Genomic DNA, 15,920 nt, shown 5'->3' with positions numbered 1-15,920 from the left:
GCCGAGGATATTGCATTGATAGGAAAGGGGGTAGGTATTATCTAATTGCTCTTAGATAGATCTGTCCCTTTCTTTTCAGAGCTACTCAGAGGAGCGCCGGCAAGTTGAGGGATGAAGATTTCCAGTATTTCATCAGCGTGATGGGAGAGGCCACATCTCATCGACAGGTGTCTGATTCCCAAATTGCGAAGTACCGTAAAGTTCTCCCTGACGCGCTGCTTGACTATTGGCAGGAGGAGGGTTGGTGTGGATATGCCAATGGTCTTTTTTGGACAGTGAACCCGGATGATTATAAAGATCTGCTCGATATGTGGCTCTCGGGTACTGAGTTTCCACAGATAGATAATTACCACGTTATTGCAAGGAGCGCGTTTGGGACTCTTTATGCTTGGGGGGAGAAATACAATCAGAAAATTTTAGTTTCATGTCCGACGGGCTCTATCGTCGCGTTGATGAGTAAACTGAAAATGCCTAATAAAGATCCGGATCTAGCCCTTCAGACATTTTTCGCTATGTCTGATAAGGAGCGTTATGATCTGGAGGATAATCAAGGTGAGTTTCTATTTGAACGGGCGCTGGAGAAGTTGGGTGCACTTGGCGAGCGTGAGGTCTATGGCTTTGAGCCTGCATTGTTTTTTGGAGGGACGGCTTCGCTGGATCAGTTGGTTAAGTGCAATTTAGAGGTTCACTTAACGATCCTTCGACAGATGCGGTCCTGAGTGAGCACGGTGAGCGGAAGGACGTCGTACTGGTGTAAAAGGAGTGTATCGAAATGGATGAAATCAACGTCCGGCTTGATCGGCACCGTCGTTGGCTTTCCCAGTCGGTAGGCCTGACGGCTCAAGAGCTTGGCTATATCGATGAGGATCTTGCCAGCGACTCATTAAGCGGATTGAACAATGTGGCTGACTCGTTGGGGATGCTGGCGACATATTACGGCATTCGGGGCGAAGTCGCGGTCAGTGATGGAGAGGCTTCTGGTTGGGAAGACGTCTCAAGCTCGATAATGTACCGTTATTGGGCGCTGATGCTCAAAGCCAAGACTTTCTCAAAAACGAGTTTTCTTCAAGGCATCAAAACCGTCCCCAATTTGACTAACCAATTGAGCATTGCTGGATGCTTGCTGGCCGGGTTGATAGTGGCTGATCGTCGAGATCTGGCCACGTCCGTAGCCGATGTGCTGGCCGGAATGCTGACTATCAATGGCGCCGTGGATTCCAGCTATCTTGAACAGCGTCGATTCGAGCCTTTCATGCTCTGGCTTTATTCAGTCTATTCGCAAGGAGAGACGCTTTCAGAAATCAAGTCGATGGATCTGGGGATTTATCAAAACGTGATAGACAAATGGACAGATGAACAAGGGCTGGCTCATGCTCTGGAAGAGCTATGTCAATATCACCTCACCCATGCGGAAGACCGCGGTGGGGCGTGGGACCCTGAATTCAAATATGCGCCTTTCGATTTGTTGCCTGTGGAGATCCACGCGATTTTCCAGGTCCGACAGCAGCTAGGTTTAACTGTTCCAGCGGTGTCGAGCCCTTTATTGTCCGCAGAGACGGCTGCGCTAGAACACCTGGTCATCATTTCTGATCAGCTTGCTGTCCGGGTGGAAACGGCCTACGAGCGTTTCTTCGGGCTTTAAACGTAGGCGCGACCCTTTTCAGTTAAGCAACGACATGCGGTGAGCTGAAATGAAGTATTACTTGTTGCGGGAAGATGTGCAGTTTCCTGAACGCTGGTATTTGGGCGATATAAAGCACTGCAACAATTGGCTCTTCATCGACCCCCCTTCTGAGTACATGGAGCCATGTACTTACGCCCTTGAGGTTTGTGAGGAAGGTGTGAGTCTGGATTTTTCCTTGGCTGGATATGCCTCTGTGCCGGTCTTGAGTGAAAAAGCCAGGGATGCATTGTTGGGCGTTCCCGACGTTGATGAACCGTATATGAATGTCGTGCTCGAGCCTGTGTCGGTTGCAGGCGAGCAAGCTCATGATCGTTACTATGTGATGATTGTCGAGACCCAATTGGATTGCGTAGACGAATCACGCTCCGCTTTCAAAAAATATGAGGTCCATGATCCCGTACGACCTGATCGAGCTGGCGAATACAGCGTTTTTCTGAATCTCGTCATTGATCCTGCCAAGGTCCAGGGAAAACATATTTTTCGTATCAAGAAACACTTGGGGGCATTGATCGTTAGCGAGGACGTGAAGCTTCGGCTGGAGCGTGCGGGTCTCAGAGGGATGCTACTGGAGGGTGTGAATGGTGAGGGTGAAGTTATTTGCTGATTGTTTGAGGGATGAAGCCTGACATCATCCTTTGTGGCGAGGGAGCTTGCTCCCGCTCGGTTGCGCAGCAGCCGCCAAAAAACAGGTCCGCTGCGCGGCCCAGCGGGAGCAAGCTCCCTCGCCACGGTCTGATTCTCTGCACTCGGTTTCTCCCACACCTTCCCCTTAACGGAACGCCATCTGCTGCCGATAACCCGATGAGCCCGGTTGTCTCCTTCGTTTTGGCTCGCAATGTGCGTCACGACACAGCCAGACCAAGCGATTACTGAAATCCCTTGAACGTTGCAGGCTGGTGGCTATCATCTGCGCGCCTCGGGGTTGTGACACGGCGTTTCGTTGTTATGCCATTGGGTTATTTTCTTACTTGCCTGGACATCCTCGATGCTGGCGTACCACCAAAAAAGTTTTCTGATCGTCGATGATTTCTCGGATTTCCGCAGTTCGATCCGGTCCATGCTGCGTGAGCTGGGCGTCAAGGACGTGGACACCGCCGACACCGGTGAAGTGGCGCTGCGCATGTGCTCGCAGAAGCGTTATGACTTCATCTTGCAGGACTATCACCTGGGCGATGGGCGCAAGAATGGCCAGCAGGTGCTGGAAGACCTGATGGTCGAGAAGCTGATCAGCCATGAAAGTGTGTTCCTCATGGTGACCGCCGAGACCAGCCAGGCGATGGTGCTCAGTGCCCTGGAGCATGAGCCGGATGCGTACCTGACCAAACCGTTCAACCGCTCCGGCCTGGCCCAGCGGCTGGAGCGGCTCGAGCAGCGCAAGACCCTGCTCAAGCCGATCCTGCAGGCCCTCGATCGTGGCAAGCCGATGGAAGTGCTCAATGCCTGCATCGCCTTGTGCAAGCAGGACCCGCGCTACGGGCCGTTGTGCCTGCGTTATCGGGCCGATGCGTTGCGCGACCTGAATCAGAACGAGGCCCTTGAGCGGCTGTACAACTCCATCCTCGCGGATCGCCCGTTGCCGTGGGCCTACGCGGGGCTGGGCAAGTTGATGTTCAAGCGCGGCCAGGTGGGGCAGGCCAAGGCCGTTTATGAAAAAGCCCTGAAAGTCTTTCCGATGATGCCGGCGTTGTACGACGGCATGGCCGAAGTGTTGATGGCCGAAGGTGACACCAAGCAGGCGCAGCACGTTCTGGAAGAGGCGGTGCGCCTGTCGCCGCTGGCCGTGCGTCGCCAGTCGTTGCTGGGCAAGTTGGCGATGACCAACGAAGACTACGACACGGCTTCCCGGGCTTATCGCCAGGCGGTCGGGCAGGGCGCGCAGTCGCGCTTCAAGGACCCGGAAAGCAACCTCGGCCTGGCCCACGCGCTGATCAGCAAGGGCAGCGAAAAAGGCCTCGATACCCGCACCCGGCTGGAGATCAACACGACCCTCAGCGCCGTGGCGAAGGAGAACCTCAATGACCCGGGGTTGCAGGTCCGGGCGCGGCTGATGAAGGCCACCAGCCTGTTGCTCAACGATGCCGAAACCGCCGAGAAGCTCACCGAACAGGCCTTGCAGCGCCTCGATGGCATGGAGCAGTTCATGAGCGCCGAGGCCGCGTTGCTGGTGGCCAAGCAGTTGCAAATGCTTGGCCAGACCAGCGCCGGGGAGTCGATGCTCAAGAACTGCGCGGAAATCTACGGTGATGACCCGGCGGTGATGCAAGGCATTGCCAAGCTCACCGACGACCCGAACATCCTCAATCAGGGCAATGCCGCCGCCGAGTTGAACCGCGAAGGTGTGCGGGTCTACAAGACCGGCGCATTGCCGGAGGCGCGGGAGCTGTTCCGCCGTGCGCTGAAGATGCAACCGAAGAACATCAGTATTGCCCTGAACATGGCGCAATCGCTGCTGCATGGTACCGACACCAGCGTGGAGTCGGAGCTGCTGCAGGAGTGCCGCGACTGCCTGAAACTGGTGGGCATGATGCCCGACTCCGATGCGCGTTTTGCGCGTTATCAAAAACTGCGAAGCAAGGCATTTGGCGATGAATGACAGCGAACAGGCCCTCGATTTTTCCACGGTGATCGCGTCGACCGTGCACGATATGAAAAACTCCCTGACCTTGCTCATGCAGGCACATGGGCAATGGCTCGAACGCCTGCCCGAATCCGAGCGGCAGACGTCGGAGCAGGGTGTCATCGAGTTCGAGTTCGCCCACCTCAATGGCCTCATGGTGCAGTTGCTGGGGCTGTACAAGCTCGGCGTCAACCAGTTGCCGTTGCACCCGGCCTACCACGAGCTGGACGATTTCATCGAGGCGCAACTGGCCGGCCATCAGGATGTGTTCCGCAGCCGCGGAATCATGGCCACCTACGATGTCGATCCCCTCAGCCCCTTGGGTTTTTTCGACCGCGAGCTGGTGGCTTCGGTGCTCGACAACTGCATCAACAACGCCATTCGCCATGCGCGCCAGGCGCTGCTGATCAGTGTGAGTGACGAAGCCGGGCAACTGGTGCTGACCATCAATGACGACGGCGACGGTTACCCGCCAGAGATGATCGAGCGTCAGGCCGAGTATGTGCAGGGCATCAACCACAGCAGCGGCAGCACCGGGCTGGGCCTGTACTTCGCCGCGCGAATCGCCGGGCTGCACCAGCGCGGCGGCGTGAGCGGACGGACCGAGATTGCCAATGGCGGTGTGTTGGGCGGCGGGGTGTTCCGGCTTTACTTGCCCTGAACAGGCCTTCCATGAGTATCCCTGGCAACACAAATCCCTTGTGGGAGCGAGCTTGCTCGCGATAGCGGTGTATCAGTCAACTCAATATTGGCTGGACCGGCGCTATCGCGAGCAAGCTCGCTCCCACAGTCGTATTGCATAAGATTTTAATTGCCTCCGGGCGCTTGATATTCCGAACAGCCGGAGCCTATTTTGTACGGGTTGCCGTTCGCGGCTCGCACATAACAAGGATTGCGTCATGACGACCGATGGCCAGCGTTCACTCGCGCAGCGACTGACGGGCATTGATGAGATTGAATGTGTCACGCCGGATTTGAATGGCGTGCCGCGGGGCAAGGTGATGACCGCCGAAGGTTTCCTCGAAGGGCGGCGGTTGCAGTTGGCGCGAGGCGTGCTGCTGCAATGCATCATGGGCGGCTATCCGCCGTCGCGTTTCTATGGCAGCGATGATGGCGACCTGGCGCTGGTGGCCGACCCGAAACAGATCCACCGCCTGCCCTGGAGCCAACAGCCCCGGGCCCTGGCGATCTGCGACGCCGACGAACTGACCGGTGAAAGCTCCCGGCTCTCGACGCGCGGGCAGCTCAAGGCCGTTGTCGCACGCTATGCCGCCCTTGGCCTGGCGCCGGTGGTGGCGACCGAGCTGGAATTCTTCGTGTTCGCCCCCAACCCGGACCCGACCCAGCCGTTCCAGCCGCCAATGGGCCTGGATGGACGTCGCGAAGACGGCCACTCGGCGTTCAGCGTCAGCTCCAATAACGGCCTGCGTCCGTTCTTCAGCGAAGTCTATGCCTGCATGGCGGCGCTGGGCTTGCCGCGCGACACCTTCATGCATGAAATGGGCGTGAGCCAGTTCGAGATCAATCTGCTGCACGGCGACCCGCTGCTGCTGGCCGACCAGACTTTCCTGTTCAAGCACCTGCTCAAGGAAGTGGCCCTCAAGCACGGCCTGACCGTGGTCTGCATGGCCAAGCCCCTGGCTCACACGCCGGGCAGTTCGATGCATATCCACCAGAGCGTCGTCGAGGCGGACAGCGGCCGCAACGTCTTCAGCGACGAAGCGGGCGAACCGACGGCCGCGTTCCGGCATTTCATCGGTGGGCAACAGGCTTGCCTGGCGGACTTCACCGCATTGTTCGCGCCGAACGTGAACTCCTACCAGCGCCTGTGTCATCCGTTCGCTTCACCGAACAATGCCTGTTGGTCCCATGACAACCGTTCGGCCGGGCTGCGGATTCCCGCCAGTTCGCCAGTGGCCCGCCGGGTCGAGAACCGCTTGCCCGGGGCCGATGCCAACCCCTACCTGGCGATTGCCGCCAGCCTGGCCGCCGGGTTGTACGGGATCGAACAGCGTCTGGAGCCGAGCGCGGCGATCCAGGGCGAATTCGAAGTGCCGGATAATCTGTCGCTACCTTGTACCTTACATGCCGCCCTGGAGCGTCTGAAGCGTAGTCATCTGGCGAAGGAACTGTTCGGCACGGAGTTCATCGAAGGCTACATCGCTTCCAAGACCCTGGAGCTGACCAGCTTCTTCGATGAAATCACCCCCTGGGAGCGACGTGTCCTGGCGGCCCAGGCATAAAGAACCGCTGCATTCGGGCTATCTTCAATAGATAGCCCTTACTCACCTCAAGGAGCCGCTCGGAACGCCGATGCGCCAAATCTGGAAACCTTTTCGAGCGCTTTATTTCGCCTCGCTGATGATGTTGATCGGCTCTGGCCTCTTGAGTACTTACCTGGCCTTGCGCCTGGCCGCCGACCATGTGGACAGCCTCTGGGTCGGTGCGCTGATGGCCGCCAACTATTTCGGCCTGGTGCTGGGTGGCAAGATCGGCCACCGGCTGATCGCCCGCGTCGGGCACATCCGTGCCTATTCGGCCTGCGCCGGGATCGTCGGGGCGGCGGTGCTGGGCCATGGCCTGGTGGACTGGCTGCCGGCGTGGGTCGTGCTGCGGATGATTGTGGGCCTGGGCATGATGTGCCAGTACATGGTCATCGAGAGCTGGCTCAATGAGCAGGCCGATGCCAAGCAGCGTGGGGTGGTGTTCAGTGGCTACATGATCGCCTCGTACCTGGGGCTGGTGCTGGGCCAGTTGATCCTGGTCATGCACCCGGCCCTGGGCTTGGAGCTGCTGATGCTGGTGGCGCTGTGCTTCGCCCTGTGCCTGGTGCCGGTAACGCTGACCCGGCGAATTCACCCGGCGGCGCTGCATCCGGCGCCCATGGAGCCGCGTTTCTTCATCAAGCGTGTGCCGCAGTCGTTGAGCACGGTGTTGGGTTCGGGGCTGATCGTCGGCTCGTTCTATGGTTTGGCACCGCTGTACGCTTCCCAGCAGGGCCTGTCGACCGAGCAGGTCGGTCTGTTCATGGGGAGCTGCATCTTTGCCGGATTGTTGGTGCAGTGGCCGCTGGGCTGGCTCTCTGACCGCTACGACCGGGCGCTGCTGATCCGCTGCTTTGCGTTGGTCCTGACGATTTGTGCGCTGCCGTTGGCGATCCTTCCGGCGGTGCCGCTGGAGGTGCTGTTCGTCGCCGGGTTCTTCTGTTCGCTGGTGCAGTTCTGCCTGTATCCGCTGGCGGTGGCGTTTTCCAACGACCATGTCGAAGCGGATCGAAGGGTGTCCTTGACCGCGATGCTATTGGTGACCTATGGCGTTGGCGCCAGTATCGGGCCGCTGGTGGCGGGGGTGCTGATGAAGATGTTCGGTAGCCAGATGCTCTACGGCTTTTTCGCCTTCTTCGCCTTGGTACTGGTGTGGCGGATCCGGCCGAAAGCGGTGACCAACCTGCATCAGGTCGATGACGCGCCGCTGCATCACGTGGCAATGCCGGACAGCATGTCGAGTTCGCCTTTGGTGGCGTGCCTCGATCCGCGGGTGGATGAACAAGTGGTGCAGGAGCAGATGCAGGCACCGGCCAGCCCGGAGGTGGAGCCTGAGCCCGCCCCTGAGACCGTGGTTGAAGCTGACGCCGAAGCGCCTGAGCCCCCCAGCTTTACCCAGGCCAGGCCTTGAAACGGGCATGAAAAAACGGGCAGTCACCGCAAGGGACTGCCCGTTTTTCATGGCTGGACGATCAAAGGTCGTCTTTATCGAAGCGTCGGGCTTCACGCTGGAGCTGGTAGACGAACCGCTCGACCTGCCGTTGCACCAGGCCGCTGATGTTGTGGAAGCGTACGCCAGCGAACGTGGTGTTGAATCTTTCTTCGAAATGCAGGTAACGCAGCTCGACCGGGGCGATCATGTTGCCAAACGGCAGGGCCGCGATGAAGCGCTCGTACACCTGACCCAATTGCAGGCGTTGGGTGATGTCGCCGTCGAAACGCAGCTTGCAACCGGTGGCGGAGATGTCCAGCAGCTTGCCGTCCACGGGGGACTTGAGCTTTTCGCCGCCCAGTTCAACGCTTACCAGTTGGGCCAGTTTCAGGGCGGCGCGGAAGGCGTTGCGACGCTGGTGGTAGACCACTTCGTCGGGCAGGGCGCCGCGATAGCAGCGACCGTCGCTGGATTCATCGATGGTCAGTGGGCCCTTGCCATCCCAGGCGATGCGTACGCCGTCATGGAAACCTTCGACGCGAAACGGCTCGCCGGCCAGCAGGAAACGCTCGCCGTCCCGGGGAATCATTTCATCCAGGGCGATGGAATTGGTCTCGCGATCGACATTGACCAGATAGCTCTGGAAGCGCTGGGTACGTTCATGGAAGGTAATGATCAGCGGGTCGTGGCTATCTTGCAGCATCCGCAGGTTGCCAGAAATTTCCAGGGGCGTGGTGAGGACCTTGGGGGGCTGCGGAGCGTCATCCGCGTTTGAGGCATTGAACACGGTGGGTCAATCTCCAGGCAAAATACGACTACGAATGGCCGGCATTTTGCCAGCATGTATCGCGCGTTGATAGAGCGAAGGCATTGTTCGTTTCATGCCTGGCTGAGCGGACGATGCTTGACCATTCTGGCCGTCGAGCCGCTAGCGTCATACAGCGTCGGGATCTCGCCACCGTTGAGAATGCGCAACTGGTTGGCGGTGGCGGCCTGCTGCATCAGGATCGACTGGCCGTTGCGGGCGTTGGTCGCCTGGCATTGGGCGAGCAGGTCGTTGAGCACTTTGCTCTGGGACCGTAGCTGATCGCCGATGGTCGACTGGGCGGCCAACTGCTCAAGGCCGTCATGACTGGCGGGCAGGTTGAGGCTGGCGAGGATCTCGCTGCGCTTGCGGCCATGCTGGTCGAGCAAGATGATCAGTGCCTGTTTCTGCGCCAGGATAGTTTCCAGCAAAGGCATGTCACGACCGTGCAGGGCCACGGATTCGGCCTGCAATAGCTCCAGCAGTTGTTGCGCTGGAACGAAGTCGTCGATGATCAGTTGCAATAAATGAGTGTCGTGCATGGCTGGCCTTGGGTCTTGGCGTCCAAAAGCCTGGCGCAGGCGGCGGCCTAGCGCTGGGCTTCGAAGTTGAGCAGTTTGCTGGCTACGCGGTTGCTGTCGACTTTGTAGCTGCCATCGGCGATGGCTGCTTTCAACTCGGCCACGCGGGCGTTGTCGACGACAGGTTGATCGCGCAGCTTGTCAGTGAGCTTCTGCAACTGCTGAGCCTCATTGCTGAGGTGTACCGACTCCCCGTTGCTGACCTGTTCGGCTGGCGTGGACACCGGTGCGGATTTGTCGGATTCGACGGTTTCCTTGGCGGCGCTGGTACGCGTAGTGCCTGTCAGCGGTGAAGAGCTGTTTAAACGATTGAAATCGATGACCATGGTAAAAAACCTCTGGGTATTTGGACGCTTGCCATGTTTTCGGCCATCCCCAAAAAAACTTTAGGCTCATTTATTCAATGAACGTGCGCACGTCTGCGCTTGCCTTGGCGTAAGGCACAGTCTAGGGAACACCGGGATCAAGCGCCAGCTTTCTACCTCCTCTACCGGGTCATTACATCGCCACTTCCACTTGGCCTGGAGCCATCACTTGCGCCTTGATGACGCGCTGGGAATTGAGGTTTTTTACCCGTATCTGTTCACGCATGCCGCCGTTGGACAGGGCCTCGCCGGGCATCCGCACGGCCAGTGAGCCGCTGCGGGCGGTGATGACCACCTGGTCGCCCTTGCGGACCACCTCGGCCTGTTCCAGGTGCACCAGCGTCACGACCTGGTCGGCGACCATTGGTCGGACAAGTTTCTGCCCGATGGCCTGATCGACAGAGGTCAGGAAGCCCTGGGTGATCTGGCTGATGTCCCGTTCGCGCAACATCACGTCTTGGGGCTCGACGATCCCGGCCCGCTTGAGCGGACGCGTGGTGGTGACGATTTCCCGGAACAGGCGCACTTGAGCGGGCACGAACACCGTCCAGGGCGCGGCGCTGTCGCAACGAACCTTCACCGTGACGCGGCCCAGTGGGCGGGCCGGGCTCTCCAGCGAAGCAGTCAATTCCTTGTCACACATGGGCATGCGCAGGCGCGGGTCGAGCTGGTTGACTTCGATTTCGTAACGACCTTCGGTTTGACTGGTTGCCAGGTAGTCTTCTACGGTGAATTCAAGAAAGCCCTGAGTGACGCCGATAAGGAGATCAGGCAAGGTAACCGGAGCCGCCGCAAGGGCAGGACCGCCCGAAGTGAACAGGCAGGCAGCCAGCAGTGCACCGAGCCAGTGGCGGCAGTGAGTGGTCAGGCGTCGAGAAAATGTCGTTTGTGCGTTCATGCCGGTTCAATAGCAAGCCCCGTGCCGTTTAGTGATGAATGCGCGTCGGACACTTTAGCGTTAGGTAGGAGTCAGGGCATGGCGGGAGTAATGGATTCGGTGAACCAGCGCACTCAGCTGGTCGGTCAGAATCGCCTGGAGCTGTTGTTGTTCCGTCTCGACGGCCAACAAATGTACGGGATCAACGTATTCAAGGTCCGCGAGGTGCTGCAATGCCCCAAGCTGACCCTGATGCCCAAGTCCAGCCCCGTCGTGTGCGGTGTGGCCAATATCCGGGGTGCGACCATCCCGATTCTCGATCTGGCGATGGCGACCGGTTCCGGTCGGTTACTGGACCAGAGCAATCCGTTCGTGATCATCACCGAGTACAACACCAAGACCCAGGGTTTCCTGGTGCGCTCGGTGGAGCGCATCGTGAACATGAACTGGGAAGAGATCCATCCACCGCCCAAGGGCACCGGCCGCGATCACTACCTGACGGCTGTGACCCGGGTCGACAACCAGTTGGTGGAAATCATCGACGTGGAGAAGATCCTCGCCGAAGTGGCGCCCACGCCGGAAGCGATTTCTGCGGGTGTGGTGGACGCCGAGACCCAGCACAAGGCGATTTCGCTGCGGGTGCTGACTGTCGATGATTCGTCGGTGGCACGTAAGCAGGTGACCCGTTGCCTGCAAACGGTCGGTGTGGAAGTGGTGGCGTTGAACGATGGGCGGCAGGCGCTGGATTACCTGCGTGCACTGGTCGACGAGGGCAAGAAGCCCGAAGAGGAGTTCCTGATGATGATTTCCGACATCGAGATGCCGGAGATGGACGGGTACACCCTGACCTCGGAAATCCGCAGCGATCCGCGCATGCAAAAGCTGCACATCATCTTGCATACTTCGTTGTCCGGGGTTTTCAACCAGGCGATGGTCAAGAAGGTCGGTGCCGACGATTTCCTGGCGAAATTCCGTCCCGATGACCTGGCGTCCCGGGTCGTCGATCGGATCAAGACAGCAGAATAAAGTAAAGGTCTGGCGCGTTGTGCGCCCGGCAAGTCAACACGATGAAAGAGGCGGTATCTTGTCTACGGGTAATTTGGATTTCGAACAGTTCCGGGTCTTCCTGGAAAAAGCCTGTGGCATCTTGCTTGGTGAAAACAAGCAATACCTGGTGTCGAGCCGTCTCAATAAATTGATGGAGCAACAGGGCCTCAAGTCATTGGGCGAGCTTGTGCAGCGTATCCAGACCCAACCGCGCAGCGGCTTGCGCGAGCTGGTGGTGGACGCCATGACCACCAACGAAACCCTGTGGTTTCGGGACACCTATCCGTTCGAGGTGCTGAAGAACAAAGTGCTGCCGGCCGCCATCAAGGCCAGTCCGGGCCAGCGCTTGCGGATCTGGTCGGCGGCCTGTTCGTCGGGGCAGGAACCCTATTCGCTGTCGATGTCCATCGATGAGTTCGAACGCTCCAACCTGGGCCAGTTGAAAGGCGGCGTGCAGATTGTCGCCACCGACCTGTCCGGGACCATGCTCAATAACTGCAAGACCGGTGAGTACGACAGCCTGGCCATCGGCCGTGGTTTGTCGCCGGACCGGCTGCAACGCTACTTCGACCCGAAAGGGCCGGGCAAGTGGGTGGTCAAGGCACCGATCAAGAGCCGGGTGGAGTTTCGCTCGTTCAACCTGCTGGACAGCTACGCCAGCCTGGGCAAGTTCGACATCGTGTTTTGCCGCAACGTGCTGATCTACTTCTCCGCCGAAGTGAAGAAAGACATCCTGCTGCGTATCCACAGCACCCTCAAGCCGGGTGGCTACCTGTTCCTTGGCGCCTCCGAGGCGTTGAACGGTTTGCCGGATCATTACCAGATGGTCCAGTGCAGCCCGGGGATCATCTACCAGGCGAAGTGATTGGCTTGGGTTGACAAAAAACGGGAGTCCCCACGGGCTCCCGTTTTTTTATGCCCGCTAATTCCTCCCTATCACCATTATCCCTGTGGGAGCGGGCTTGCTCGCGAATGCGGCGGTCAGTCGAGATAAATGTCGCTGTCACACCGCTTTCGCGAGCAAGCCCGCTCCCACAGTTTGAATGCCATTGCCCTTGAGAAGCGGCAGAAAAGCGGCAGCTTGCGGAAGCCAGTTGCCGCTTTTCTGGCATTGCCGCCTTGCCGATGCCCGCAAAGCCCCGGTTTACGGGGCTTTGGAAAGTGGCACGCCGCTTGCTATAGCCAACGTACGTACATTCTGGTCACCCAAAGGTTTCCGACATGAGCATCAGCTTCGATAAAGCGCTCGGTATCCACGAACAGGCCCTGAGCTTCCGCGCCCAGCGTGCCGAAGTCCTGGCCAACAACATCGCCAACGCCGACACCCCGAACTACAAGGCGCGGGACCTGGATTTTTCCAAGGTGCTCGCCGAGCAGAACGATAAGGCCAAGAACGGCCACTTCGCCTTGAACATGACCAACAACCGTCATATCGAAGCCGAAGGCCTGGGTAATGGCGACGAGTCGCTGATGTATCGCACGCCGATGCAACCGTCGATCGACCAGAACACCGTGGACGCTCAACTGGAACAATCCAACTACGCGGAAAACTCCGTGAACTTCCAGGCCAGCTTCACCCTGCTCAACAGTAAGTTCAAAGGGCTGATATCGGCCCTGCGCGGAGAGTAAGCCATGTCGATTGCTAGCGTATTCAACATTGCCGGCAGTGCCATGAGTGCCCAGACCACTCGCCTGAACACCGTCGCCAGTAACATCGCCAACGCCGAGACCGTTTCGTCGAGCATCGACCAGACCTACCGCGCCCGCCACCCGGTATTCGCCACCATGTTCCAGGGCGGCCAGTCCGGTGGCAGCGACTCGCTGTTCCAGGACCAGGAAGCGGCCGGGCAAGGCGTACAGGTGCTTGGCGTGGTCGAAGACCAGAGCAACCTCGAAGCACGTTATGAGCCAAACCATCCGGCCGCGGACGCCAAGGGTTATGTCTACTACCCGAACGTCAACGTCGTCGAAGAAATGGCCGACATGATTTCCGCCAGTCGTTCGTTCCAGACCAACGCCGAAATGATGAACACCGCCAAAGCCATGATGCAGAAGGTCCTGACCCTCGGTCAGTGATAAGGGGCGAGTCACATGAGCGTTACCAACACTACAAGCGGTTTGAGCCTCAACGAGATTCTGGCCAACTCTTCGGTCAAGACCAACAACACCTCCGATGGTCTCGGGGGCGCGGCCAAGGCGGCGACCGGCAACCAGGAACTGGGCAAGGATGCGTTCCTGCAACTGCTCGTTACCCAGCTGAAAAACCAGAACCCGCTGGAGCCTCAGGACAACGGCGAGTTCGTTGCCCAATTGGCGCAGTTCAGCAGCCTGGAAGGCATCACCACCCTCAACGAGACGGTGAGCGGCATCGCCGGCAACTACAACTCGTCCCAGGCCCTGCAGGCCTCGTCGCTGGTGGGCCGCTCGGTCATTGCCCCGGGTGACAAGGCGGTGGTCGATACCTCCAAGAGCCTCAACGGTACAGTGGTGGTGCCAACCTCGGTGTCCTCCGTCGCCGTCAAGATCGTGGACAAGGACGGCAAGACGGTTCGCACCATCGACCTGGGCAGCCAGAATGCCGGCAACTCGGCCTTCATCTGGGACGGCAAGAACGACGCGGGTACGGTCGTTGAATCGGGTACTTACACCTTCGCCGCTTCGACCACCATCGACGGCAAGGCCACGTCGCTGATCACCAACCTGCCGGCCACGGTCAGCAGCGTGACCATCAGCCAGACGGGCGGCGAGCTGATGCTCAACCTGGCCGGGCTGGGCAGCATTGCCCTGTCCAAAGTACAAACTATTGGTATGTAGAGCCGACTAACCGGCAAAAGGAGTCAACATGTCTTTTAACATCGGCCTTAGCGGTCTCTATGCAGCCAACAAACAGCTGGACGTGACCGGCAACAACATCGCCAACGTGGCGACCACCGGTTTCAAATCGTCCCGTGCGGAATTCGAAGACGTCTACTCGGCCACCAAGCTGGGTTCGGGCAGCAAGACCGTCGGCAACGGCGTGCGCCTGGCCAACGTTTCCCAGCAGTTCGGCCAGGGTGACGTGAACAACACCGGCAACGTGCTGGACATGGGCATCCAGGGCCAGGGCTTTTTTGTCCTGAGCAACGACGGCTCCCTGAGCTATACCCGTGCCGGTACGTTCAAGACCGACAAGGAAGGTTTCATCACCAACAGCGATGGTACTGCGCGCCTGCAGGGCTATGGCGTGGATGCCAACGGCAAGATCCAGAACGGTATCCTGACCGACCTGCGCATCGACACCTCGAACCTGCCGCCGAATGCCACCAGTTTGGTTTCGTCGACGATCAACCTGAACTCGACAGCGACGGCGATCACTGCGGCGTTCAATCCGAACGACACCGCTACGTTTACCAAGCAGTTCACCACCCCGGTCTACGACACCCAGGGCAACCAGCATTCCATGGACCAGTACATGGTCAAGACTGCCGGCAACACCTGGAACGTCTATACCTTGATCGATGGTCGTAACCTGAACGGCAGCTTGCCGACCACGACCGGTGCGACTGCGCCGATCCCTTCGACCATGAACTTCGATTCGAACGGCAAGTTGACCACGGTCACCACTCCGCCAGCGACGGTCAATAGTGATCTGGTACTGACCGGCTGGGTTCCCGGCACCGTGACCAACGGCGTATGGGCCGCCAACGGCGCCGCGAGTGCGCCAACCATCACGATTTCCATGGGCAATACCAGCCAATTCAACGCCGACACCGCCCGCTCGATTCCAGCCCAGAACGGCTACGCCACCGGCCAGATAACCAACCTGACCATCGACGGCAGCGGTGTGTTGCTGGCCAACTTCAGCAACAACCAGACCAAGCCGATCGGCCAGCTCGCGCTAGCCAGCTTTACCAACGAGCAAGGTCTGCAGCCGGTAGGCGGCACCAGCTGGAAAGAAACCTTCGCGTCGGGCATCCCGGGTTACGATGCCCCGGAAACCGGCACCCTGGGTTCGATCGTCTCCAACTCCCTGGAAGAGTCCAACGTCAACCTGACCAACGAACTGGTCGAGCTGATCAAGGCCCAGAGCAACTACCAGGCGAACGCCAAGACCATCTCCACCCAGAGCACCATCATGCAGACCATCATTCAGATGGCCTGATGTCGACGGTTGCTTGAAGGCTGTACAAGGAGCCCCTCGCAAGAGGGGCTTTTTCATACCCGCTAGAGCCCGTCCTCATGCCAGGTTTCCTTTTGTGGCGAGGGGAT

At 58.9% G+C, this 15,920-nt stretch carries 17 protein-coding genes; 13 read left to right on the top strand and 4 right to left on the bottom strand.

Features of this window, described 5'->3' with window-relative positions:
- Nucleotides 1-104: 104 nt before the first annotated feature.
- The 7 genes from BM317_RS02315 (at nucleotide 105) to BM317_RS02285 (ending at nucleotide 7,976) form a co-directional block, all read left to right on the top strand.
- Nucleotides 105-719: a GAD-like domain-containing protein gene (locus BM317_RS02315; RefSeq protein ID WP_092472949.1), complete on the top strand. Its 615-nt coding sequence runs from the start codon at nucleotides 105-107 to the stop codon at nucleotides 717-719.
- Nucleotides 720-772: 53 nt separating this feature from the next.
- Entirely contained in the window at nucleotides 773-1,642 is an 870-nt protein-coding gene (locus tag BM317_RS02310; protein WP_092169900.1) for a hypothetical protein, read from the top strand.
- Nucleotides 1,643-1,691: 49 nt separating this feature from the next.
- On the top strand, nucleotides 1,692-2,288 hold the full coding sequence (locus BM317_RS02305) for an imm11 family protein (RefSeq protein ID WP_092472947.1): 597 nt from the start codon (nucleotides 1,692-1,694) through the stop codon (nucleotides 2,286-2,288).
- 381 nt (nucleotides 2,289-2,669) lie between these two features.
- Nucleotides 2,670-4,277, top strand: a complete 1,608-nt coding sequence (locus BM317_RS02300; protein WP_072412240.1) for a tetratricopeptide repeat-containing response regulator — start codon at nucleotides 2,670-2,672, stop codon at nucleotides 4,275-4,277.
- Nucleotides 4,270-4,962: a sensor histidine kinase gene (locus BM317_RS02295; protein WP_092205395.1), complete on the top strand. Its 693-nt coding sequence runs from the start codon at nucleotides 4,270-4,272 to the stop codon at nucleotides 4,960-4,962. The genes BM317_RS02300 and BM317_RS02295 overlap by 8 nt, the downstream gene beginning before the upstream one ends.
- Before the next feature lie 340 nt (nucleotides 4,963-5,302).
- Nucleotides 5,303-6,544, top strand: coding sequence for a glutamine synthetase family protein (locus tag BM317_RS02290; protein WP_170842326.1), 1,242 nt, complete (start codon nucleotides 5,303-5,305; stop codon nucleotides 6,542-6,544).
- A 70-nt stretch (nucleotides 6,545-6,614) separates the two neighbouring features.
- On the top strand, nucleotides 6,615-7,976 hold the full coding sequence (locus BM317_RS02285) for an MFS transporter (protein ID WP_092472945.1): 1,362 nt from the start codon (nucleotides 6,615-6,617) through the stop codon (nucleotides 7,974-7,976).
- A 61-nt stretch (nucleotides 7,977-8,037) separates the two neighbouring features.
- Here the strand turns inward: BM317_RS02285 and BM317_RS02280 are convergent, their stop codons facing one another.
- The 4 genes from BM317_RS02280 to flgA form a co-directional block, all read right to left on the bottom strand.
- On the bottom strand, nucleotides 8,038-8,784 hold the full coding sequence (locus BM317_RS02280; RefSeq protein ID WP_092169915.1) for a flagellar brake protein: 747 nt from the start codon (nucleotides 8,782-8,784) through the stop codon (nucleotides 8,038-8,040).
- A 92-nt stretch (nucleotides 8,785-8,876) separates the two neighbouring features.
- A complete protein-coding gene (locus tag BM317_RS02275; protein ID WP_060741033.1) occupies nucleotides 8,877-9,344 on the bottom strand; it encodes a flagella synthesis protein FlgN in 468 nt (155 codons plus the stop codon).
- 47 nt (nucleotides 9,345-9,391) lie between these two features.
- Nucleotides 9,392-9,709 (bottom strand): flagellar biosynthesis anti-sigma factor FlgM, encoded by a 318-nt coding sequence (gene flgM / locus BM317_RS02270; protein WP_060741034.1) that lies wholly within the window; start codon nucleotides 9,707-9,709, stop codon nucleotides 9,392-9,394.
- 172 nt (nucleotides 9,710-9,881) lie between these two features.
- Complete coding sequence (gene flgA, locus BM317_RS02265) at nucleotides 9,882-10,646, bottom strand: flagellar basal body P-ring formation chaperone FlgA (protein ID WP_072412228.1); 765 nt, start codon at nucleotides 10,644-10,646, stop codon at nucleotides 9,882-9,884.
- A 78-nt stretch (nucleotides 10,647-10,724) separates the two neighbouring features.
- On the opposite strand from flgA, the gene BM317_RS02260 reads away from it, so the two are divergent.
- The 6 genes from BM317_RS02260 to flgE all read left to right on the top strand — a co-directional run bounded on the left by BM317_RS02260 (nucleotide 10,725) and on the right by flgE (nucleotide 15,813).
- Nucleotides 10,725-11,651: a chemotaxis protein CheV gene (locus BM317_RS02260; protein ID WP_092169922.1), complete on the top strand. Its 927-nt coding sequence runs from the start codon at nucleotides 10,725-10,727 to the stop codon at nucleotides 11,649-11,651.
- A 58-nt stretch (nucleotides 11,652-11,709) separates the two neighbouring features.
- Nucleotides 11,710-12,537: a protein-glutamate O-methyltransferase CheR gene (gene cheR / locus BM317_RS02255; RefSeq protein WP_092472943.1), complete on the top strand. Its 828-nt coding sequence runs from the start codon at nucleotides 11,710-11,712 to the stop codon at nucleotides 12,535-12,537.
- Nucleotides 12,538-12,893: 356 nt separating this feature from the next.
- Entirely contained in the window at nucleotides 12,894-13,301 is a 408-nt protein-coding gene (flgB, locus tag BM317_RS02250) for a flagellar basal body rod protein FlgB (protein WP_060741037.1), read from the top strand.
- A 3-nt stretch (nucleotides 13,302-13,304) separates the two neighbouring features.
- A complete protein-coding gene (gene flgC, locus BM317_RS02245) occupies nucleotides 13,305-13,748 on the top strand; it encodes a flagellar basal body rod protein FlgC (RefSeq protein ID WP_060741038.1) in 444 nt (147 codons plus the stop codon).
- 15 nt (nucleotides 13,749-13,763) lie between these two features.
- Nucleotides 13,764-14,486 (top strand): flagellar hook assembly protein FlgD, encoded by a 723-nt coding sequence (flgD, locus tag BM317_RS02240; RefSeq protein WP_092169926.1) that lies wholly within the window; start codon nucleotides 13,764-13,766, stop codon nucleotides 14,484-14,486.
- A 28-nt stretch (nucleotides 14,487-14,514) separates the two neighbouring features.
- Complete coding sequence (gene flgE, locus BM317_RS02235; protein WP_092169930.1) at nucleotides 14,515-15,813, top strand: flagellar hook protein FlgE; 1,299 nt, start codon at nucleotides 14,515-14,517, stop codon at nucleotides 15,811-15,813.
- Nucleotides 15,814-15,920: the final 107 nt, after the last annotated feature.

Source organism: Pseudomonas sp. NFACC24-1, assembly GCF_900115235.1.
GTDB classification, from domain to species: domain Bacteria; phylum Pseudomonadota; class Gammaproteobacteria; order Pseudomonadales; family Pseudomonadaceae; genus Aquipseudomonas; species Aquipseudomonas fluorescens_AA.
This window is presented reverse-complemented; position numbering and strand designations above follow the sequence as displayed.